Source organism: Streptomyces sp. Mut1 (genome assembly GCF_030719295.1).
GTDB classification, from domain to species: Bacteria; Actinomycetota; Actinomycetes; order Streptomycetales; family Streptomycetaceae; genus Streptomyces; species Streptomyces castrisilvae.
Genome location: NZ_CP120997.1, coordinates 49,184 through 68,790, shown reverse-complemented (window position 1 = coordinate 68,790; position 19,607 = coordinate 49,184). Strand labels below are relative to the sequence as shown.

The 19,607-nt window shown below is 70.2% G+C and carries 17 protein-coding genes; 13 read left to right on the top strand and 4 right to left on the bottom strand.

The genetic code is table 11. The annotated features are described in order from the left end of the window. The first annotated feature begins 5 nt into the window (after positions 1-5). The 3 genes from P8A18_RS00315 to P8A18_RS00305 are packed head-to-tail and all read left to right on the top strand — an operon-like array spanning position 6 to position 3,714. A complete protein-coding gene (locus P8A18_RS00315) occupies positions 6-1,655 on the top strand; it encodes a B12-binding domain-containing radical SAM protein (RefSeq protein ID WP_306050572.1) in 1,650 nt (549 codons plus the stop codon). After that, positions 1,655-2,722, top strand: coding sequence for an NAD-dependent epimerase/dehydratase family protein (locus P8A18_RS00310; protein ID WP_306050569.1), 1,068 nt, complete (start codon positions 1,655-1,657; stop codon positions 2,720-2,722). The genes P8A18_RS00315 and P8A18_RS00310 overlap by 1 nt, the downstream gene beginning before the upstream one ends. Further along, the gene (locus P8A18_RS00305) at positions 2,719-3,714 is read left to right on the top strand and encodes a phosphotransferase (RefSeq protein WP_306050567.1); all 996 of its coding nucleotides are present in this window, start codon (positions 2,719-2,721) and stop codon (positions 3,712-3,714) included. Before P8A18_RS00310 ends, P8A18_RS00305 begins: the two co-directional genes overlap by 4 nt. Positions 3,715-3,817: 103 nt before the next feature. Here the strand turns inward: P8A18_RS00305 and P8A18_RS00300 are convergent, their stop codons facing one another. Next, entirely contained in the window at positions 3,818-4,402 is a 585-nt protein-coding gene (locus P8A18_RS00300; protein WP_306050565.1) for an SMI1/KNR4 family protein, read from the bottom strand. Positions 4,403-4,565: 163 nt separating this feature from the next. Between P8A18_RS00300 and P8A18_RS00295 the strand changes: the two genes are divergently transcribed. The 3 genes from P8A18_RS00295 to P8A18_RS00285 all read left to right on the top strand — a co-directional run bounded on the left by P8A18_RS00295 (position 4,566) and on the right by P8A18_RS00285 (position 6,286). Then, positions 4,566-5,147 carry an SMI1/KNR4 family protein gene (locus P8A18_RS00295; protein WP_306050561.1) on the top strand — a complete coding sequence of 194 codons (582 nt, stop codon included), beginning with the start codon at positions 4,566-4,568 and terminating at the stop codon, positions 5,145-5,147. Positions 5,148-5,163: 16 nt separating this feature from the next. Beyond that, positions 5,164-5,559 (top strand): GNAT family N-acetyltransferase, encoded by a 396-nt coding sequence (locus P8A18_RS00290; RefSeq protein WP_306050558.1) that lies wholly within the window; start codon positions 5,164-5,166, stop codon positions 5,557-5,559. A gap of 259 nt (positions 5,560-5,818) precedes the next feature. Beyond that, on the top strand, positions 5,819-6,286 hold the full coding sequence (locus P8A18_RS00285) for a winged helix DNA-binding protein (protein ID WP_306050555.1): 468 nt from the start codon (positions 5,819-5,821) through the stop codon (positions 6,284-6,286). Positions 6,287-6,351: 65 nt separating this feature from the next. Here the strand turns inward: P8A18_RS00285 and P8A18_RS00280 are convergent, their stop codons facing one another. The 3 genes from P8A18_RS00280 to rhaI form a co-directional block, all read right to left on the bottom strand. Further along, positions 6,352-7,845 carry a rhamnulokinase gene (locus P8A18_RS00280; protein ID WP_306050551.1) on the bottom strand — a complete coding sequence of 498 codons (1,494 nt, stop codon included), beginning with the start codon at positions 7,843-7,845 and terminating at the stop codon, positions 6,352-6,354. A 78-nt stretch (positions 7,846-7,923) separates the two neighbouring features. Continuing rightward, the gene (locus P8A18_RS00275) at positions 7,924-9,963 is read right to left on the bottom strand and encodes a bifunctional aldolase/short-chain dehydrogenase (protein WP_306050549.1); all 2,040 of its coding nucleotides are present in this window, start codon (positions 9,961-9,963) and stop codon (positions 7,924-7,926) included. Positions 9,964-10,113: 150 nt separating this feature from the next. After that, the gene (rhaI, locus tag P8A18_RS00270) at positions 10,114-11,280 is read right to left on the bottom strand and encodes an L-rhamnose isomerase (protein ID WP_306050546.1); all 1,167 of its coding nucleotides are present in this window, start codon (positions 11,278-11,280) and stop codon (positions 10,114-10,116) included. Between the two features lie 400 nt (positions 11,281-11,680). On the opposite strand from rhaI, the gene P8A18_RS00265 reads away from it, so the two are divergent. The 7 genes from P8A18_RS00265 (at position 11,681) to P8A18_RS00235 (ending at position 19,430) form a co-directional block, all read left to right on the top strand. Beyond that, positions 11,681-13,210, top strand: a complete 1,530-nt coding sequence (locus tag P8A18_RS00265; protein ID WP_306050543.1) for a sugar ABC transporter ATP-binding protein — start codon at positions 11,681-11,683, stop codon at positions 13,208-13,210. After that, entirely contained in the window at positions 13,207-14,262 is a 1,056-nt protein-coding gene (locus tag P8A18_RS00260) for an ABC transporter permease (RefSeq protein WP_306050540.1), read from the top strand. The genes P8A18_RS00265 and P8A18_RS00260 overlap by 4 nt, the downstream gene beginning before the upstream one ends. Then, complete coding sequence (locus P8A18_RS00255) at positions 14,255-15,283, top strand: ABC transporter permease (protein WP_306050536.1); 1,029 nt, start codon at positions 14,255-14,257, stop codon at positions 15,281-15,283. The genes P8A18_RS00260 and P8A18_RS00255 overlap by 8 nt, the downstream gene beginning before the upstream one ends. Positions 15,284-15,333: 50 nt before the next feature. Next, positions 15,334-16,425 (top strand): rhamnose ABC transporter substrate-binding protein, encoded by a 1,092-nt coding sequence (gene rhaS / locus P8A18_RS00250; RefSeq protein WP_306050533.1) that lies wholly within the window; start codon positions 15,334-15,336, stop codon positions 16,423-16,425. 213 nt (positions 16,426-16,638) lie between these two features. After that, entirely contained in the window at positions 16,639-17,679 is a 1,041-nt protein-coding gene (locus P8A18_RS00245; RefSeq protein ID WP_306050531.1) for a LacI family DNA-binding transcriptional regulator, read from the top strand. Between the two features lie 58 nt (positions 17,680-17,737). After that, positions 17,738-18,340: a hypothetical protein gene (locus P8A18_RS00240; protein WP_306050528.1), complete on the top strand. Its 603-nt coding sequence runs from the start codon at positions 17,738-17,740 to the stop codon at positions 18,338-18,340. A gap of 439 nt (positions 18,341-18,779) precedes the next feature. Continuing rightward, positions 18,780-19,430, top strand: a complete 651-nt coding sequence (locus P8A18_RS00235) for a hypothetical protein (protein ID WP_306050525.1) — start codon at positions 18,780-18,782, stop codon at positions 19,428-19,430. The last annotated feature ends 177 nt before the right edge of the window (positions 19,431-19,607 follow it).

Genomic DNA, 19,607 nt, shown 5'->3' with positions numbered 1-19,607 from the left:
TGACCATGCGGGTACTTCTGGTGGCCGGACTCGGGCCCACCTTCAAGAACTCCACCTACCTGAACGGCACCCTGCTCGACCGGGAGAACGGCGACGCGAACGCCGCGGACTACCTCCGCGGCACCGAACTCGCCGGCCTCCGGCTCAGCCGCCTGGGATTCCGCCACGGCGGCGTGGACTACCCGCTGCTCCGCCCCCGGCGGACCACCGTGCCGCATCTGACCACCTTCACCCTCGAACGCATCCTGGAACAGGCCGGCGCCGACTACGACCACTTCGACACCCTCAACCTGTGGGACCAGGACGACCCCCAGCCGCCGGGAGGCGACTACGAGGCCGTCCTGCTCTCCACCAGCTACATCTGGAACAACGCCGCGCTGCGGACCGCCGTCGGCTGGATCGGACGCCACTTCCCCGGCGTACCGCTCCTCCTCGGCGGCCAGTACAGCAACCTCAAGTACGCCTCCGTGATGCGGGACTTCCCCACGGTCGACATCATCGTGCGCGGCGACTCGGAGGAGGCCCTGCCGGCCCTGCTCCACGCACTGGCCGCCCGCGCACCCCTGGACGGCATCCCCAACCTGGTCCTGCGCCCCGACCCCGGCATCCGCGGCGCGGAACCGGGCCGCCCCGGCTGGTACGCCACCGGGTTCGAGTACATCGACCTGGACGCGCACCCCTCACCGATGCCGCGCGGACGGTTCCCCGTCATCCCGTACGAGTCCATGCGGGGCTGCCCCTTCACCTGCAAGTTCTGCTCGTTCCCCGCCGCCAGCCCCAAGTGGCGCTACAAGTCCGCACAGAAGATCCACGACGACTGGGCGGCCTACGCCGAACAGTGCGGGGCCGGCTTCATCAAGGCCATGGACTCCACCTTCACCGTGCCGCCCACCCGGCTGCGGGAACTGCTGAGACTGCTGCCGGGGCTCGGCGTCGAGTGGGAGGGCTACAGCAGGGCCAACGTCATCAAGACCCCCGAACTCGTCGACCAGCTCGCCGCCGCACACTGCCGCTTCCTGTCGCTCGGCTTCGAGTCGATGAGCGACAACACCCTGAAGCACATGGACAAGAAGGTCAACCGGAAGCAGAACCTCCAGGCCTTCCGCCTCCTCAGCTCCGGCGGACTCGGCTACCGCTGCTCCTTCATGGCGGGATACCCGGGGGAGACCCCCGACGACTACGCCCAGACCCACGCGTTCCTCACCGAGGAGTACCGGGGCCACTTCATGCTCAGCGTGTTCAGCATCTCGGACGAGACGATGCCGCTGTGGCAGGACCGCGAACGGCTCCGGATCGAGGTCCACGACCCACACGACCCCGACTACTCCTGGTCGCACATCGGCATGGACGTACACGAGGCGAGGAGCCTGAACCACCGCACGCTGACGGACGTCCGCCGGAAGAACGACGGTGCCGTACTCATGCTGTGGCAGGCCGACTTCGAACACTGGCTGGTACCCCACCTGGGCACGCCGGAGAACCTGGCCATCGAGAAGAGCGTGGAGCGCATCGGCATGGCTCCCGTCGACCACCCGGACCCCGCGGGAGGCGCGGCGGCGATCAGGGAGAACCTCTCCCGCCTGGCGCGCTACGGCGTCCACCTCTACCCCGAGGGCGTGCTCCGGGGCCGTTCCCTGCTGGAGGCCCGGGTCTGATGGGCATGGCCATTCTCGTCATCGGCGGCGGTGTCTTCATCGGCCGCCACCTCGTCCAGGAGGCGGTGAGGCGCGGACACCGGGTCACCGTACTGAACCGGGGCCTCAGCACCGGCCCCCTGCCGCCCGGCGTGACCTGGCTGCGCGGCGACCGGGCCGACGGCTTCGACGCGGTGCGCTCCACCCGGTGGGACACGGTCGTCGACACCTGCGCCTACCAGCCCGCCCAGGTCGAGCGCAGCGCCCGGGAACTGGACTGCGGCGTCTATGCGTTGATCTCCACGATCTCCGTGTACCGGGATTTCGGCGCCCCCACACCCGTGACCGCCCCCACGGTGCCCGCCCGGCGGACCGGCCTTCTGGACGGGGCCTCGTACGGGGAGCTCAAGGCGGGGTGCGAGGCGGCCCTCACCGCCGCGCGGGGGAGCGGACGCAGCCTGGTGGTGCGGCCGGGCCTGGTGGCCGGTCCGCACGACGTGTCCAGCAGACGCCGCTACGGGAACCCGGCCCGTCCCTCGCCCACACATCTGCACTACGACCGCTTCGCGGGCCGCTTCCCCTACTGGCCCTGGCGTTTCACGCGGGGCGGCGACGTCGCGCTCCCGGGAACGCCGGACGACCCGTTCCAGGTGCTGGACGTGCGGGACCTCGCGGAGTGGACGACGGACCTGGTGGAGGACGGCACGACCGGGGTGTTCAACGCGGTCGGGCCGCAGAGCACCTGGGGCGCACTCGCGCGGGCGTGCGCCCGCCGCGGGCCCGGCCGGCCCGTCTGGGTGCCCGAGGACAGCCTCGTCGCCGCCGGGGTGGCGCCCCACACCGGCCTGCCGATGTGGGCGCCCACCGGCACCGGCACGGCCTGGTTCTCCCGGGTGCCCGCCGGCGAACGCCCCGCGGCGAAGCGGTCCCTGGACGAGACCGTGGGCTCGGTCGCCGACTGGCTGGACGAGGCGGCGCCGGACCCGGAGCAGTTCCTCGGCGGCGGAGAGATCGACATGACGACGGAACGAATCCTGCTGGAAAGCGCCCGCACGGGAGCGGCGACCGGTACGGGAGGGACGCGATGACCCGCCTGGTGTGGGACAGCCTTCCCGACGCGATCCGCAGGCGCGTGGCCGGGCGGATAGGGTCCGAGATCGTGCACGAGGCACCGGCCGTCGGCGGGTTCTCGCCCGGCATGGCCTCGGTGCTCACCGGCGCGGACGGGCGCTCGGCCTTCGTCAAGGCGGTGTCCGCCGAACAGAACAGCTACAGCCCGGAGCTCTACCGGCGCGAAGCCGCACTCCACGCCGGCCTTCCCCAGGGCCTGCCCGCACCCACCCTCATGTGGTCCTTCGACTACGAGGACTGGTCGGTGCTGGCCTTCGCCCCCGTCCACGGCGCTGTTCCGCCGCTGCCGTGGAAGCGCGCACACCTGCTGGCGGTGCTCGACACCGTACGCGGCCTGACCGCCCCGGACCCGGACTCCCCGCTGCCCGGCGTGGACGAGCTGTTCCGCGAAGAGCTGACGGGCTGGCGCAGTCTGGCCGCGGCGGAGGCCGTCGCCGGAACGCACCGCCCCACCGGCACACCCGGCTTCGTGGCCGAGGACCCGTGGCTGCGCCGCCACCTCGACCGCCTGATCCGCCTGGAGGAGAGCTGGGAGGACGCCGCGAGAGGCCACGGCCTGCTGCACGCGGACCTCCGGGCCGACAACGTGCTGCTGACGGAGGCCGAGGACCGGCCCTCCGCCGTCACGGGAAGCTCCGAGGGGAGTGTGGTGCTGGTCGACTGGGCCTACGCCTGCCGGGGCGCCACCGTCTTCGACCTCGTCTACCTGCTGCTGGGCGCCGTGGAAGCGGGCGGCTGCCGCCCCGAGGACGTCCTGTCCGCCGGTTCCGGGCTGCTGCGCAAGGACGAGCACGATGCCGCCGCGGTGCTGCTCGCCGCCTTCACGGGCTGGTTCACCTGGCTCAAGACCCTCCCCCCGGTACCGGGCCTGCCGGCCCTGCGCCCGTTCCAGGCCCGCATGGCGGCGGCGGGCCGCAGCTGCCTCACCGCTTCGGGCGTCATCCACTGACGACGATGGCGGTGGAGGGCGCGTCCCGGGCAGTGGTCGAGGAAGGCCGGGCCGAGGCGAGCGGCGCGTCCGCCCCCCGGGGCGGACCGGGGACGCCGCTCCGCTACGCGCCGGACGACAGCCGGCTCGCGGCCGGGTCCCACGGCTGGGGTTCGACGGTGTCGTCCCCGTCGTAGGCGTCCTCCTCGAACCAGCCCGTCCCCGCGAGCCACGTCTCCAGCCACGCCGCGAGGCCGGGGGAGTCGAGGAACCAACACCGCTCCCACGATCCGCCGCTGTACGCGTTCGGCTCGAAGAGCAGGACCTGCCCCTCTCCGCTGAGACAGTCGACGCCTGCGTACATCGCACAGCCCCAGGTCAGGATGGGTACAACGCCTGCGGGCCACACCGGGTGCTCCGCCCCGGCGGACTCCTCACGCCGCGTCAGATATTCGCCGACGACACTGCCCGGCCCGAGCAGCGGCAGCAACCGATAGTCAGGACCGAACCCGCCATCGGCAACCTCGCGATACAGGCGCGCAAGCAGAGGATGCAGCGCGCAGCCCAACTGCTCCTCGGCCTCCGCGATCTGGGCCCCGCCGACAGGCCCGGGAAGGCTCTTGCTGTCCGATGCGGCCCGCCGGGCGACGCGTTGCACGAGGTCATCAAAGTCGGTCACGGCCGTGATGCTGTCAGAGCCCACTGACATGACGACCGTCAGGGGCCCACCGGGCGGACAGCCGAGCGCCGGAGAGCCGCGAGGCCGCCCCCGCCCGGACCGACTGCACGCTCCTGACTCTCCTACGGAGAACGGTTCCGGCGGGCCGACCACGGCCACCCGTAGGGTGGACGGAGACGAGAGAAGACGCACCATGGATCCCCGCATACCCCGCCTGCGACGCAAGCTGGCCGCGATCCCGTACCATCCCCGGCGCAGCCACTCCTTCGGAGAGGAGCGACACACGTTCAGTCTCGGTCCGAGGCCGGCCGAAGCGCGCCTCGCCGCGTTCGAGACCGGGCACGGCATCGTCCTGCCCGACGCCTATCGGCAGTTCCTCACACACATCGGCGGCTCAGGAGCAGCGCCGTTCTACGGCCTCCTGCCGCTGGAGCGGTGTTCCCTGCTGGTCATGAACCCCCGCGGGGAACCAGGAGCACCTCGCGGCTTCGAACACGCAGGACGGGCGGCACATGAAGGCGACCTCTTCCTCCACATCATCGAGATGGGCTGCACCGACGTCTGCGTCATCGCGGTGACGGGCCCCCTCAGCGGCCGCGTCCTGACCGGCAACGGGGACGGGTTCTGGGGCCCTGACGTTTCCTCCGCCACCGACTTCCTCGACTGGTACGAACGCTGGCTCGACCACATGGGCGCCGGGTGTGACAACAGAGCCTTGGAACTGACCTCACCCCGGCTTCGTGCCCGTTCGGACAGCCCTGGAACGGCTCTGTGATCACTGGATTCGGATCATGACGATCACCTATGAGTGGCGCGGCGACGTCGACAACACAGCTCTCAACCAACTGCACGCCGAAGGGTTCGGTGGCCCGGCCGGGCAGACGGACTGGCGTGCAAGGCTTCAGCGTCACAGCCTCGGTTGGGTCTGCGCCTGGGAGGATCACCGCCTGGTCGGCTTCGTCAACATCGCCTGGGACGGCGGCGTCCACGCGTTCGCTCTGGACACGGTCGTAGCCGGGCGAAACCGTTCGAACGGAGTGGGAGCCGCGCTGCTCGGGGTGGCTGCTGAGCAATGCCGAGCCGCGGGGTGCGAATGGCTGCACGTCGACTTCGAAGAGCACTTGAGACCGTTCTACTTCGACGCCTGCGGTTTCGGAGAGACGACGGCGGGACTGCTGGCCTTGTGACTTGAGTCCAGGGCAGTGAGTCTCTGCAAGCACCGGGCCCGACAGAATCGACCGGGCCGTACGGGCGTGATCCGGGATGCGGGGTACGGCGGCACCCCGCATCCCCGACCGGCCCCGAGCGGCGCTGCCGTAGCTCCGCGGTCGCGCAGGATCTTTGAGCTCTTCACGCTTGTCCTCAACCGTACTTGAGGTCATACGGTCTGCCCATGACCTGCACGGTGTGCGGGCTCCACAGAGAAGTGCATGGAGAGGAAATCCCATGACGGCACAGCAGGTCTCCGACGCCGAACTCGCCGGACAGCCCGCCGCGTACTGGACCGGTGTCGCCTACGAGGCGCTCATCGCGTACACCCGCGCCCGGCAGGCCGAAAAGGGTTACACCCAGCCCCAGTTCTGGCTGCTGCGCAATCTGTCGGCGAACGACATCTCGCCCGACGGTGAAGGGATGACCCTGCCCGAGCTGCGGAAGGCAATGACCTCCTACATCCGTCCCGAGGACGACCTGGCGGCGGAGGCGGAGGGGCTCCTTGAACGCGGCTGGCTGACCCGGGACGCCGAGGACCGGCTGTGGCTCACCTCGGAAGGGGAACAGGCCCGCGTCGATCTGGCCCGCAACGCCCCCGCGATCCGCGCCGCCCTCCATGAGGGCATCGACGACACGGACTACGTCACCGCGGTGAAGGTGCTCCAGCAGCTGATCCGGAACGCGAATGGGGCAGTCGCCTGATGGACCGCGAGCCCGGGCAAGGCGTCCCGGCCGGTGTTCAGCCCTGTCGTTGAGGGTCCGCCCTGTCATTCCACAGCCGTGCGACCAGGTTGCCCGCTGCCCCGGACGACGGCCATCCTGGAAGCAGCCGCCGCCCACGCCGCCCGCTCCGCGCCTGGCGTGTAGCGGCGGAGCTTCTGGGTGGCGGTGAGGAGGCGCCGCATGGCGGGGAGGTCGCCGACCAGTCCCTGGGCGCGTGCCTGTACGAGGATGTTGCCGAGGGCGGTGGCCTCGGCCGGCCCCGCGACGACGGGAAGCCCGGTGGCATCGGCGGTGAACTGGCACAGCAGCTCGTTCCGCGAGCCGCCGCCGACCATGTGGATGTGGGTGATGTCCCGGCCGGCGAGCTCGGCGGCCCGCCGCAACGTCCCGCGGTGGGCCAGCGCCAACGATTCGAGGATGCACCGCACGAGTTCGCCCTGCCCGTGCGGCACGGGCTGGCCGGTGCGCCGGCAGTACGCGCGGACGCGTTCCGGCATGTCGCCCGGGGCCAGGAACTCGGGCGAGTCGGCGTCCACGAGAGAGGCGAACGGCCGCGCCCGCGCGGCGTCGGCGAGGAGGCGGGGGAGACCCGCCGGCAGCCCTTGCCGCGACCAGGCGCGGCGGCACTCCTCCAGCAGCCACATCCCCATGATGTTGCGCAGGTAGCGGATGGTGCCGTCCACCCCGCGCTCGTTCGTGAAGTTCGCCTCCCGGGAGGCCTCCGTCACGACGGGCGCGTCGAGTTCGAGACCGGCCAGCGACCACGTCCCGCACGAGATGTAGGCGAAGTCCCGGCCGGTCGCGGGCACGGCGACGACCGCCGACGCCGTGTCGTGCGAGGCGACCGTCGTCACCGGGGTCCCGGGGGACTGCCCGGTATGGGCGGCGACGTGGGGGAGCAGGGTCCCGGCCGGGTCGCCCGGCGCGCGGAGCGGAGGCAGGAGGCCGGCATCGATTCCCAACCGGTCGATGACGGTCCCGGACCACGTGCCGGTGTGAGCGTCGAACAGGCCGGTGGTCGAAGCGTTCGTCTCCTCCGCGCCGACAGAACCCGTGAGCCAGTAGGTGAACAGGTCCGGCATCAGCAACAGTCTCCGCGCCGAACCCAGTTGAGCGCTTCCGGCACCGGCCGCCAACTGATGGACGGTGTTGAAGGGCAGGTGCTGGAGGCCGGTGATCCGGTACATCTCCGCAGCCGGGACACGCGGCCACACCTCGCGGGCGGCGACACCGTCGGTGCGGCTGTCCCGGTAGTGGAACGGCTGCCCGGCCAAGGCGCCGTCGGCGTCCAGCAGACCGTAGTCGACCGCCCAGGTGTCGATGCCCACCGAATCGACCTGATCGCTCGCCCGCAGCCCGTCGAGGATGCCCTGGTACAGAGCCAGTACGTTCCAGCGCAGGCCGTCCGGCAGGAGGACCGGGGTGTTGGGGAAGCGGTGGACCTCGCTGATGTCGAGAACGCCGTGGCCGACACGGCCCACGATGACCCGGCCACTCGTGGCACCCAGGTCGGCGGCGGCGAAGGTGTGGTTGGGCATACGGGCTCCGGGAACGAAGGGGAGGGCGGACGGCGGGTGCGAGTCACGGCGATACGCCCCGCACCCGCCCGTCACGAGTCAGCGCAGGAAGGCATGGGCGACGCCTGCGTCGACCGGGATGTGCAGCCCCGTCGTGTGGGTCAGATCCCCGCCGGTCAGAGCGAACACGGCGTTGGCGACGTGCTCCGGCAGAACCTCCCGCTTCAGGAGGGTGCGCTGGGCGTAGAACTCGCCGAGCTTGTCCTCCTCGATGCCGTACGTCGCGGCCCGCTGCGCCCCCCAGCCACCCGCGAAGATGCCGGAGCCGCGCACGACGCCGTCCGGGTTGACACCGTTGACCCGGATGCCGTCGCCACCCAGCTCGGCCGCCAGCAGGCGCACCTGATGGGCCTGGTCGGCCTTGGTCGCCGAGTAGGCGATGTTGTTGGGACCCGCGAACACCGCGTTCTTGGAGGTGATGTAGACGATGTCCCCGCCCATGCCCTGGGCGCGCATGAGCCAGGCCGCCTCGCGGGAGACGAGGAAGGAGCCCCGGGCCATGATGTCGTGCTGCAGATCCCAGTCCTTCGCAGTGGTCTCCAGAAGTGGCTTGGAGATGGAGATACCGGCGTTGTTGACGACCAGGTCGACGCCCCCGAAGGCGAGCGCCGCGCTCCGGAACGCCGCCGCGATCTGCTCCTCGGACGTGACGTCCACGCACACCGCGACGGCCCTGTCCGGGCCGCCCAGCTCATCGGCCACCACCGCGGCGCTCCCGGCGTCGAGGTCCGCGACGACGACGCACGCCCCCTCCGCGACCAAGCGGTGCGCGATGGCCTTGCCGATGCCGCTGCCCGCACCCGTCACCAGAGCCACCCGGGCGGCGAGCGGCTTGGGCTTCGGCAACCGCCGCAGCTTGGCCTCCTCCAGGGACCAGTACTCGATGCGGAACTTCTCCGGCTCCTCGATGGGCGCGTAGCTGGAGACGGACTCGGCGCCGCGCATCACGTTGATGGCGTTGAGGTAGAACTCGCCGGCCACCCGGGCGGTCTGCTTGTCCTTGCCGAACGAGAACATCCCGATGCCGGGGACGAGGACGATCGCCGGATCGGCGCCCCGCATCGCGGGCGAGCCGGGCGTCGCGTGCCGCTCGTAGTAGGCCGCGTACTGCGCCCGGTACTCCGTGTGCAGCTCCCGCAGCCGGGCCTCGACGGCGTCGGGGCCGGCGGTCGGCGGCAGATCGAGAACCATCGGGCGGACCTTGGTCCGCAGGAAGTGGTCGGGGCACGAGGTGCCGAGCGCGGCGAGCCGAGGGTGCTCCGCCCCCGCCAGGAAGTCGAGCACCGCGGGGGAGTCGTCGAAGTGGCCGACCTGCGGGCGGTCGGTGGAGGCGAGACCCCGCACGAGGGGCGCGAGGAGGGCGGCGCGCTCGCGCCGCGCGGCCGTGTCCAGGGGCGCGTTCGCCGCGACGGCCGCACCGAACGGCTCCGCCCTGCCCCGGCGCGCGAGGAACTCCTCGGCGGTGCGGATGATGTACAGGGAGTTGGCCTCGCACGCCTCGGCGGTGTCGCCCCACGCGGTGATGCCGTGGCCGCCGAGTACGCAGCCGACCGCTTCGGGGTTGGCGTCCTTGACGGCGGCGATGTCCAGGCCGAGCTGGAAGCCGGGGCGGCGCCACGGAACCCAGACGACCCGCTCCCCGAAGCATTCGGCGGTCAGCTTCTCGCCGTCCGCGGAGCAGGCCAGCGCGATACCGGAGTCCGGGTGGAGATGGTCGACGTGAGGGGCGTCGAGGAGACCGTGCATCGCGGTGTCGATCGAAGGCGCGGCGCCCCCCTTGCCGTGCAGGCAGTAGTCGAAGGCGGCGACCATCTCGTCCTCGCGCTCCACACCCGGGTAGACGCCGGCGAGTGCGCGCAGCCGGTCCAGGCGCAGGACGGCAAGGCCGTCCTCGGTGAGCGTGCCGAGGTCGCCGCCGGAACCCTTCACCCACATGAGCCGGACATCGCCGCCGGTGACGGGGTCGGTCGTGGTGCCCTTGGCGGACGTGTTGCCTCCGGCGTAGTTCGTGTTGCGGGGATCGGCGCCGAGCCGGTTCGACCGGGAGAGCAGCGCGGCGACTTCGGGATGGATGGCCATCGGTCGATCAGTCCTTCGGTGAGATGCGCAAGGGAACGACAGTGCGAAGCGGCGTGGGGATACGGCGTCGGGATACGGAGTCGGAAACGCCATCGCGAAGGCACACCGGGCTCCGGATCCCGAAGACGCGCGTCGGGATCCGGCCGAGGCTCAGGCACCCCATCCGGCCTGCTCGCCGCCCACCCGCTCGGCCTCGATGCGCTGCTGCCAGCCGGAGGCCGCGTAGGCGGCGACCGGGTCAGGGGCGAGCCCCCGCTCCTCGCGCCATTCCGCGAGCAGCGGACGTACGTCGGTGTTGTACGCGTCCATCAGCACGGCGTTCGCCGCCAGCACGTCACCCGTGCGCTGCGCGGCGGCAAGCGCCTCGCGGTCGACCAGGAGCGCCTTGGCGGTGGCCTCCTGGACGTTCATCACGGAGCGGATGACCGCCGGGATCTTCGCCTCGATGTTGTGGCACTGGTCGAGCATGAACGCCACGTTCGTCTCCGGGGCGAAGCCGCCGTTCTGCGCGACCTCGTGAAGGATGCGGAACAGCTGGAACGGGTCGGCGGAACCCACCATCAGATCGTCGTCGGCGTAGAAGCGGGAGTTGAAGTCGAAGCCACCGAGCTTCCCCTCGCGCAGCAGCAGCGCGACGATGAACTCGATGTTGGTGCCGGGGGCGTGGTGCCCGGTGTCCACCACGACCTGGGCCCTCTCGCCCAGCTTCACGCACTGCAGGTAGGACGTGCCCCAGTCCGGCACGTCCGTCGTGTAGAAGGCCGGCTCGAAGAACTTGTACTCCAGAAGCAGCCGCTGGTCGTCGCCGAGCCGCTCGTACACGGCAGCGAGGGACTCCGCGAGACGGTCCTGACGGGCCACGATGTCGTCCTGCCCCGGATAGTTCGTCCCGTCGGCGAGCCAGAGCTTCAGGTCCTTCGACCCCGTCTCGTCCATGACGTCGACGCACTCCAGCAGGTGCCGCACGGCCTTGCGCCGCACCCGGGGATCCGGGTGGCAGACGCTGCCCAGCTTGTAGGCGTCGTCCTGGAAGGTGTTGGAGTTGATCGCGCCCAGCTCCAGGCCACGCCGCGCGGCGTGCGCCGCGAGCGCCGCGTAGTCGTCGACCGTGTCCCACGGGATGTGCAGGGACACCTTGGGAGCGATGCCGGTGAACTCGTGGACCTTCGCCGCGTCGTCCAGCTTCTCCCGCGCGGTGCGCGGCACCCCGGCCTGCGCGAAGACCTTGAACCGGGTTCCGGAATTTCCGTAGCCCCAGGACGGGGTCTCGATCCGCTGGCCGGCGAGTGCGGCCTTCACGGCGGCGATGTCAGGCATGTTCACCTCTGGAAGTACGGGTCGCCCCGGGCGGGCTGCGTGGGCAGCGAGGGTGAATCGATTCACTTCGTCGGTGAAACTAGCCCCCACAGCCGGAGGCCGTCAAGAGGGCCGGACACTCAAGCTGCCCCGGAAATCGGGGAGTCCAGCCACTGGGCGCCGCGTTCCCGGCACACCGCATCAACCGCTGGACGGTGGGCAAAGAGGTGGATAGAGGCCAAGGACGCCCGCCGGCCGCGCCGGATTCCGCCCGACCTCTTGACCCGCGGATCGGGCGAGGCTAATTTCCGGGCAACCTCGTTGAAACAATTCATCCCGACGGGTGGCGGGCGCACATTCCCCGAGACGTCCCCCGAGCAGCTTTCCGAGCCACTGCCTGCACTACTCACGGAGACACGCAATGACGCATCCAGAACCGGAGCGGATTCCGGTGCTCGCGCTGGAGGGGGTGAGCAAGTCCTTCGGCGCCGTGCGCGCCCTGCGCGAGGTGTCCCTGCGGCTGTACGCCGGTGAGGCGCATGCCCTCGCGGGTGAGAACGGCGCGGGAAAGTCGACCCTGATCAAAACCCTGACCGGGGTGCACCGCCCCGACAGCGGATCGGTCCTGCTCGACGGCGCTCCGGTGGAGTTCCACGGGCCGGCCGACGCCCGGGACGCGGGCGTCGCCGTCATCTACCAGGAACCGACCCTCTTCCCCGACCTGTCGATCGCCGAGAACATCTTCATGGGCCGGCAGCCACGGCGCTCGTTCGGCCGGGTCGATCACCGCGCGGTCAAGGACGCCACCACCGCCCTGTTCCACCGCCTCGGCGTCGACCTCGACCCGGACCGGCCCGCCCGCGGCCTGTCCATCGCCGACCAGCAACTGGTCGAGATCGCCAAGGCCCTGTCGTTCGAGGCCCGCGTCCTGATCATGGACGAGCCAACAGCCGCCCTCACCGGCAGCGAGGTCGCCCGCCTCTTCGGCGTCGTGGAGACACTGCGCGAACAAGGCGCGGCCGTGCTGTTCATCTCGCACCGCCTGGAGGAGATCTTCGGGCTGTGCCGGCACGTCACGACCCTGCGCGACGGCGCCCGGGTGGCGAGCGAACCGCTCGACGGCCTGACCGAGGACGACCTCGTGCGACGCATGGTCGGCCGCGACCTGGACGAGCTGTACCCGAAACAGGAAGCCGAAACCGGCGAGGTCGCGCTCAGCGTCCGCAGGCTGACCCGCGAAGGCGTCTTCACCGACATCTCCTTCGAAGTGCGGCGCGGCGAGATCGTCGGTCTCGCCGGCCTCGTCGGAGCCGGCCGCAGCGAAGTCGCCCGCGCCGTCTTCGGCGTCGACCGGTTCGACGGCGGCGAGGTCGAAGTGCTCGGGCGCACACTCGAACCGGGCGCACCGAGCCTCGCCATGCGCGCCGGCCTCGCCCTCGTCCCCGAGGACCGGCGCGCCCAGGGCCTGGTGATGGACATGTCCATCGAACGGAACATCGGCCTCACCGGCTTCGCCGACACCAGCCGGGCCGGCCTCATGAACCGCGGGGCCGAACGCAGCCGCGCCCTCGACTGGTCGGTCAGGCTCCAGGTCAAGTACGCCGGGCTCGGCGACGTCGTCGGCACACTCTCCGGCGGGAACCAGCAGAAGGTGGTCCTGGCGAAGTGGCTCGCCACCGCCCCACAGGTGCTGATCGTCGACGAGCCGACCCGGGGCATCGACGTCGGGACGAAGGCCGAGGTACACCGCCTCCTGTCCGCGCTCGCCGCCGACGGCGTCGCCGTCCTGATGATCTCCTCCGACCTCCCGGAGATCCTCGGCATGGCCGACCGGGTGCTCGTGATGTACGAGGGCCGGCTCACCGCGGAGCTGCCGCGGGCCCAGGCGAACGAGGAGAGCGTGATGGCCGCGGCCACCGGCCGCACAGCCCCCGGAGGGAAAGCGGTATGACCGTCACCACGCAGCCGGCGGACCGTGGACCCGCTCCCGAGGGCGAAGCCGGCAGGCGCCTCATCGACCACGTGTTCAAGGCCCGCGAGGTCGCCGTCGTCGGCGTCCTCGTGGTGATGCTCGCCGTCACCCAGCTGACCAACACCGAGTTCCTCTCCGAACAGGGCGTCAAGGACCTCCTCCTCAACGCCACCATCCTCGTCCTCGTCGCGACCGGCCAAGCCGTCGTCGTCATCACCCGAAACGTCGACCTCTCGGTCGGCTCCGTCCTCGGGATCTCCGCGTTCGCCGCGGGCGACTACCTCCAGAGCGGCGGCAGCCCACTCGTCGCCGTCCTCTACGCGGTCGCCGTCGGAGCCGTCTTCGGGGTCCTCAACGGCGCCCTCGTCAGCCTCGGCAAAGTACCCGCCCTCGTCGTCACCCTCGGAACCCTCTACGTGGTCAGGGGCATCGACTCCATCTGGGTCGGCTCCCACCAGATCGTCGCCGCCGACCTGCCGGCCACCTTCGTCGACTTCGGACACGACGGCCTGTGGATCGTCCCCTACCTGGCGCTCCTCGCCCTCGCCGTACTCCTCTGCGTCGGCTTCTACCTGCGCCACTACCGCACCGGACGCGACCTGTACGCCCTCGGCTCCAGCCCCGAAGCCGCCGTCCTCGCCGGCATCCGGGTCCGCAAACGCGTCATGACCGCCTACGTCCTGTGCGGTGCCCTGGCCGGACTCGCCGGCGCGCTCTACCTGGCCCGCTTCGGCAACGTCGACTCCGCCACCGGCAGCGGCTACGAACTCACGGTCGTCAGCGCCGTCGTGGTCGGAGGCGTCGCCTTCACCGGCGGCTCCGGCACCGTCTACGGAGCAGCCCTCGGCGCCCTGCTGCTGACCTCCATCAACAGCGTCCTGCCGGCCATCGGCGTCAGCTCCGTCTGGGTCACCGCCATCAACGGAATCCTGCTGCTCCTCGCCATCGCCGTCGACCGGATCCTCGCCCTGCGCGTCGCCGCAGTCCTCCGCAAGCAGGCCGCACGGATGAGGAGCGCCCGCCATGCCTGAGCCCACCCACACCTCCCTCGCCACCCGCCTCAGCGGATCCGTGCGCTGGGACACCACGGTCGGAGCCCTGCTGATCGTCCTGCTGCTCTGCTCGTTCTCGTTCGTCGACAACTTCGGCAACGCGCTCAACGTCTCGTTCCTCATCGGCAACACCCTGCCGATCGCCCTCATCGCCCTGCCCATGACGATGCTCGTCGTCTCCGGCGAGGTCGACCTCTCCGTGGGCTCCACCGTCGGCCTCTCCAGCGCGGTGATGGGCTCGCTCTGGAACAACGGCATGGCCATCGAGACGATCATCCCGCTGTGCCTGCTGCTCGGCCTCGTCTGCGGCCTCGTCAACGGACTGCTCGTGACCCGCCTGGGACTGCCCTCCCTCGCCGTCACCATCGGCACCATGGCCGCCTACCGGGGCATCGCCCAGATCGTCCTCGGCTCCGACTCCGTCACCGACTTCCCCGGCCAGTACCTCGACTTCGGAGCCGGCCGGTTCGGCGACACATTCATCCCGTACGCCGCGCTGCCCCTGGTGATCCTGTTCGCCATCGCGGTCGTCGTACTGCATGGCAGCCGCCTGGGCCGCTCCCTGTTCGCCATCGGGGCCGGAGAGGAGGCCGCCCGCTTCTCCGGCATCCGCGTCAAGCGCCTCAAGCTCTCCATGTTCGTGACGACGGGCGCGCTGTCCGCGCTCACCGGCGTCTTCTGGACCCTGCACTACGCCAGCGCCCGCTACGACAACGCCACCGGCCTGGAGCTGTCCGTCATCGCGGCCGTCCTGCTCGGCGGCATCGACTTCGACGGCGGCAAGGGAACCCTCGGCGGCGCGATCGCCGGAGTGTTCCTGCTCGGCACACTGCAGAACGTGATGAGCCTCCTCAACGTCTCCGCCCAGTCCCAGATCCTCGTCACCGGCGTCCTGCTTGTCATCTCGGTCCTCGCACCGCGCATCGGCCGGCAGATGGCCACGGCCAGAGCCCGCAGGAAGAGCGCGGCCGCACCACCAGCGGTCCCGGCCGCGCCCTGAACGAGCACCCGGCATCTCCACCCCCGCACCTCCTCAACCGAAGGAACGTCATGAACCGGACCGTCACCGTCAGGACCCGGCGCCTCACCCTCGCCGTCGCGGTAGCCGTCGCCCTCGCCACCGCGGCCACCGCCTGCGGCGGCACCACCAAGAGCGACACCCGGAAGGAGGACGGCAAACCGGCGGCCGTCGGCACCGCCGACCCGAACGCCCCCCTCAAGAAGGGCCTCACCGTCGCGTTCCTGCCCAAGCAGGTGAACAACCCGTACTTCACCACGGCGGACGCCGCAGGCAAGAAGGCCCTCCAGGAGCTCGGCTCGGCGTACAAGGAAGCCGGCACCAGCAGCGGCACCGACACCGCCGGGCAGGTCTCCTACGTCAACACCCTCACCCAGCAGCAGGTCGACGCCATCGCCGTGTCCGCCCAGGACCCCGGCGCACTGTGCACCGCACTCAAGCAGGCCATGAAGAACGGCGTCAGCGTCGTCACCTACGACTCCGACACCAAGACCGACTGCCGCAACATCTTCGTCTCCCAGGCATCCGCCGAAGACCTCGGCCGCTCCCAGGTACAGCTGCTGGCGAAGCAGATCGGCAACAAGGGCGAGATCGCGATCCTCTCGGCGGCCCAGACGGCCACCAACCAGAACACCTGGATCGACTACATGAAGGACGAGCTGAAGAAACCTGCATACAAGGACATCAAGCTCGTCAAGACCGCCTACGGGGACGACGACGCCCAGAAGTCGTTCCAGCAGACCCAGGGCCTGCTCCAGGAACACCCGAACCTGAAGGGGATCATCTCCCCGACCACCGTCGGCATCAAGGCGGCAGCCCAGTACCTGTCCGGCTCCAAGTACAAGGGCAAGGTCGAACTGACGGGCCTCGGCACCCCCAACGACATGCGCGCCTACGTCAAGAACGGCACGGTGAACGCCTTCGAGCTGTGGGACCCCGCCAAGCTCGGCGCACTCGCCGCCCACACCGCCGTCGCCCTGGAGTCGGGCCGCATCACCGGCAGGGAGGGCGAGAAGTTCGAGGCCGGCGAGCTCGGCGAGTTCACCATCGGCAAGGACAGCGTCGTATCCCTCTCCACGCCGACCGTCTTCGACAAGAAGAACATCGACGACTTCGACTTCTGACCCGCGACCCGCACGTACGTACGCGGGGCCGCCCGGAACAGCGCATGCGGCCCCGCACTCGCCCCGACGAAGCGATGACGCCGCTCACCGAGGTGCTTCACCTCGCCTGCCCACCCTGCCTCGCCCTGCCTGCATGGCAAGGTAGCCGCAGGACGGGGAGGAGCGGTCACAGCTCCTCCCCGTCGCGCTCGACACACAAGGAGGAGATCACTGATGTCCCGCTCGGTATCTCGGACGGTTGGAATCAAGGATGTGGCGCGGACGGCCGGTGTGTCCGTCGGCACAGTCTCCAACGTGATCAACCGCCCCGACAGGGTCGGCACCGAGACGCGGAACAAAGTGCTGTCCGCCATCGAGCAACTCGGCTACGTACGCAGCGAATCGGCACGTCAGCTACGGGCCGGCGAGAGCCGCATCATGGGCCTGATCGTCCTCGACATGGGCAACCCCTTCTTCGTGGACGTCGCCCGCGGCGCCGAGCGCACCGCACGGGACAAAGGGCTCGGCGTCATGGTCTGCAACAGCGCACAGAATCAGAGTGACGAGGCGGAATACCTCTCCCTCTTCGCCGAGCAGCGGGTCCGCGGGGTCCTCCTGACACCGGCCGACGCCAGCGGACGCAACATCGAGACCTTCCGCCGCTCCGGCATCCCCTTCGTACTCGTGGACCGGGTGGGGGACGACCCCGACACCTGCTCCGTCTCGGTGGACGACGTACAGGGCGGCACCCTCGCCGTGCGCCACCTCCTGGAGGCCGGACACACCTCGATCGCGTACGTCAGCGGCCCGAGGACACTGAGCCAGGTCAGGGACCGGCGCACCGGGGCACTCCACGCGCTGCGCGAGGCCGGCCACACCCCCGACGCCCTGCGGGAGGTGACCACCGAGCGGCTCGATGTCTCCGCCGGCCGCGACGCGGGCGCCAGGCTCCTGGGCCTCGCACACCGGCCGACAGCGGTGTTCTGCGCGAACGACCTGCTGGCACTGGGTGTACTCCAGGCGATGTACTCGGCGGGCCTGAGCGTTCCCGAGGACATCGCGATCGTGGGATACGACGACATCGAATTCGCTGCCGCGGCGGCTGTTCCACTCACCTCGGTCCGGCAGCCGGCGGTGGCGATGGGCACGCTCGCCGCGGAACTGCTGCTGGAGGAGACGGATGGCGACGCGCACGAGCACCGCAGGGTGGTACTCCAACCCGAACTGGTGGTCCGCAGATCCAGCCTCGTCGCCTCACGACCCCGCCGAACCTGAGCCGGCAGCCGCCCTCCAGTGCGGCAGCGAACTCGACCGGAAACGGGGAGGAAAAAAAATGGGCCTGATCTACGGCTACGACATCTATCTACGCCCTCGGAACATCGCCGGGGCTCTGGCAAGTCTGGCGGAACTGGCGCCACCGGCCCGTGCCGTGCCGCCACCGCTTGAGATCACCCTGCCCGACGGCGACCGGCTCGCCCTCCCGTTCACGTCGAACTTCACGAGCGACCCGGTCGACTGCTCCACGAGCGGCAACCTCGACCTCGACACGACCCTCATGTTCGACGTCGATGACGCACTGCGTGAGTACGCGCGGACAGACGGCCCTGAACCCGAGCCGACCCGACGCATCCAGGTCGGGTACATCTACGTGACGATCCGCTTCGAGTCGCGACTGCACCCCGACTACGCGTCGATGGAGTGCTGGGCAGCGACATCGGAGATGAGCCGCTTGTTCGCGCGGTCGACCACCATCAGGAAGGCGTTCACCGACCTCACCGCTGCCGGCGGCGGAGTGTGCTGCCTCTTCGACACCGGCGACGGAGCCCCCGAGCAGGTGTGCTGGCTCAACGGCGAACCCACCCGGGAAACAGTCCCCGGCCCCCGCTTCCCGGACCACCAAGCACTGGTGGCGACCTGGCCCCACCCCGAGAAGTGATCACGCACGACTGAGGCCACAAGACCAGCATCTGACTCTACGACCCGGCATCCGGTATCCGTCAGGCGCCCCGCAGCCCGGCGCCTTTCGAACTCGCCCCGGCGGATCGACGATCACTGGGCCGAACGGCCAACCGTCAGACCCACCACGCATGGCGGCCCCCCCGCTCGGAGCAGATCCTCGCCCGCCCGCACTACATGAGCAGCGGGGACCGAACCGGGCTTCGCGTCCTCCCGGAGAGTCGCACGGCTGTGCCTTGTCTGCGACGAGTCTGTGTCATTCCTGCCTCAGTCTGAGATGGGCGTCACGGCGCGCCTCGTTGACGCGCTGCCGTCGCCGTGTCGCTCCGGCGCGTCCGGTCGTACGGCCGGACGTCTCGTCCAGTTGTTGCACGTTCCGGCTGTCGCACCGCGCAGCCCCCACCGCAAGTTAGGTAAAAATGACACACATGCGACGCATAGTCTTCGCGGCTGCCCTCACCACCCTGGGCCTCGGGCTCACGGCCTGCAACGACGGCGAGGACTCTGCGTCGGCGCAGGACTCGCCCTCGGCCTCCGCCTCCGCCCCGGCCTCGTCCGACCCGAGCAGCGAGAGCCCGTCCGCAGACCCGAGCGACGAAGCTTCCGCCGCACCCAGTGGTGACGTCGCCGCACCGGGCACGAAGTTCAAGATCGGTGACCGAGCGGTCCTGCCGTTCAAGTACGGGACCGAGAAGAAGGGCACCATCGCCGTGACGGTCACGGCGATCGAGAAGGGTGCCGAGGCCGACATGGCCCCATTCGGTGACAAGGCGAAGGGCATGACGCCCTACTACATCCGGATGAAGGTGGAGAACGTCGGCGGCACCGACCTGTCCTACTCATCGCTGAGGCTGCGCGGCAAGCTGGAAGGCGGCCGGCCCACCGGCGTCATTCTGATCGGCGACCTTCCGGGCAAGTGCGACAACGAGACGGCCCCCCGCGACTTCAGCACCAAGGGCGCCTCGTACGAGACCTGCTCGCTCAGTGCCACGAAGACCGATCCCATCGCGGTCGCCTCGTTCGAGGAGGGCGACGGCTACAGCGGCAGCCCCGTCCTCTGGACCAGCTGACGACCCCTTCCCGTGTCCGCACACCGGGCATCTCGTCCGCGACGGGATGCCCGGTCTGCGACCGGCCCTCGCGTCCTGCGCCAGGTGCGGTGCGCCTCCGGCCGGATGGCGGATCTCGGAAAACGCCCGGGCCGCCGGAAGCGCGGCCATGCCCCGTCGGGCTCGGCCTCCTGGCCT

Bases quoted from the DNA above. Each gene is read 5' to 3' on its own strand.
- P8A18_RS00245 (WP_306050531.1), top strand. From the start codon at position 16,639: ATGTCCCGCTCGGTATCTCGGACGGTTGGAATCAAGGATGTGGCGCGG.
- P8A18_RS00280 (WP_306050551.1), bottom strand. From the start codon at position 7,845: ATGCCCAACCACACCTTCGCCGCCGCCGACCTGGGTGCCACGAGTGGC.
- P8A18_RS00310 (WP_306050569.1), top strand. From the start codon at position 1,655: ATGGGCATGGCCATTCTCGTCATCGGCGGCGGTGTCTTCATCGGCCGC.
- P8A18_RS00260 (WP_306050540.1), top strand. From the start codon at position 13,207: ATGACCGTCACCACGCAGCCGGCGGACCGTGGACCCGCTCCCGAGGGC.
- P8A18_RS00240 (WP_306050528.1), top strand. From the start codon at position 17,738: ATGGGCCTGATCTACGGCTACGACATCTATCTACGCCCTCGGAACATC.
- P8A18_RS00305 (WP_306050567.1), top strand. From the start codon at position 2,719: ATGACCCGCCTGGTGTGGGACAGCCTTCCCGACGCGATCCGCAGGCGC.
- P8A18_RS00265 (WP_306050543.1), top strand. From the start codon at position 11,681: ATGACGCATCCAGAACCGGAGCGGATTCCGGTGCTCGCGCTGGAGGGG.
- P8A18_RS00285 (WP_306050555.1), top strand. From the start codon at position 5,819: ATGACGGCACAGCAGGTCTCCGACGCCGAACTCGCCGGACAGCCCGCC.
- P8A18_RS00255 (WP_306050536.1), top strand. From the start codon at position 14,255: ATGCCTGAGCCCACCCACACCTCCCTCGCCACCCGCCTCAGCGGATCC.
- P8A18_RS00295 (WP_306050561.1), top strand. From the start codon at position 4,566: ATGGATCCCCGCATACCCCGCCTGCGACGCAAGCTGGCCGCGATCCCG.
- P8A18_RS00300 (WP_306050565.1), bottom strand. From the start codon at position 4,402: ATGTCAGTGGGCTCTGACAGCATCACGGCCGTGACCGACTTTGATGAC.
- P8A18_RS00235 (WP_306050525.1), top strand. From the start codon at position 18,780: ATGACACACATGCGACGCATAGTCTTCGCGGCTGCCCTCACCACCCTG.
- P8A18_RS00290 (WP_306050558.1), top strand. From the start codon at position 5,164: ATGACGATCACCTATGAGTGGCGCGGCGACGTCGACAACACAGCTCTC.
- P8A18_RS00315 (WP_306050572.1), top strand. From the start codon at position 6: ATGCGGGTACTTCTGGTGGCCGGACTCGGGCCCACCTTCAAGAACTCC.
- rhaS (WP_306050533.1), top strand. From the start codon at position 15,334: ATGAACCGGACCGTCACCGTCAGGACCCGGCGCCTCACCCTCGCCGTC.
- P8A18_RS00275 (WP_306050549.1), bottom strand. From the start codon at position 9,963: ATGGCCATCCATCCCGAAGTCGCCGCGCTGCTCTCCCGGTCGAACCGG.
- rhaI (WP_306050546.1), bottom strand. From the start codon at position 11,280: ATGCCTGACATCGCCGCCGTGAAGGCCGCACTCGCCGGCCAGCGGATC.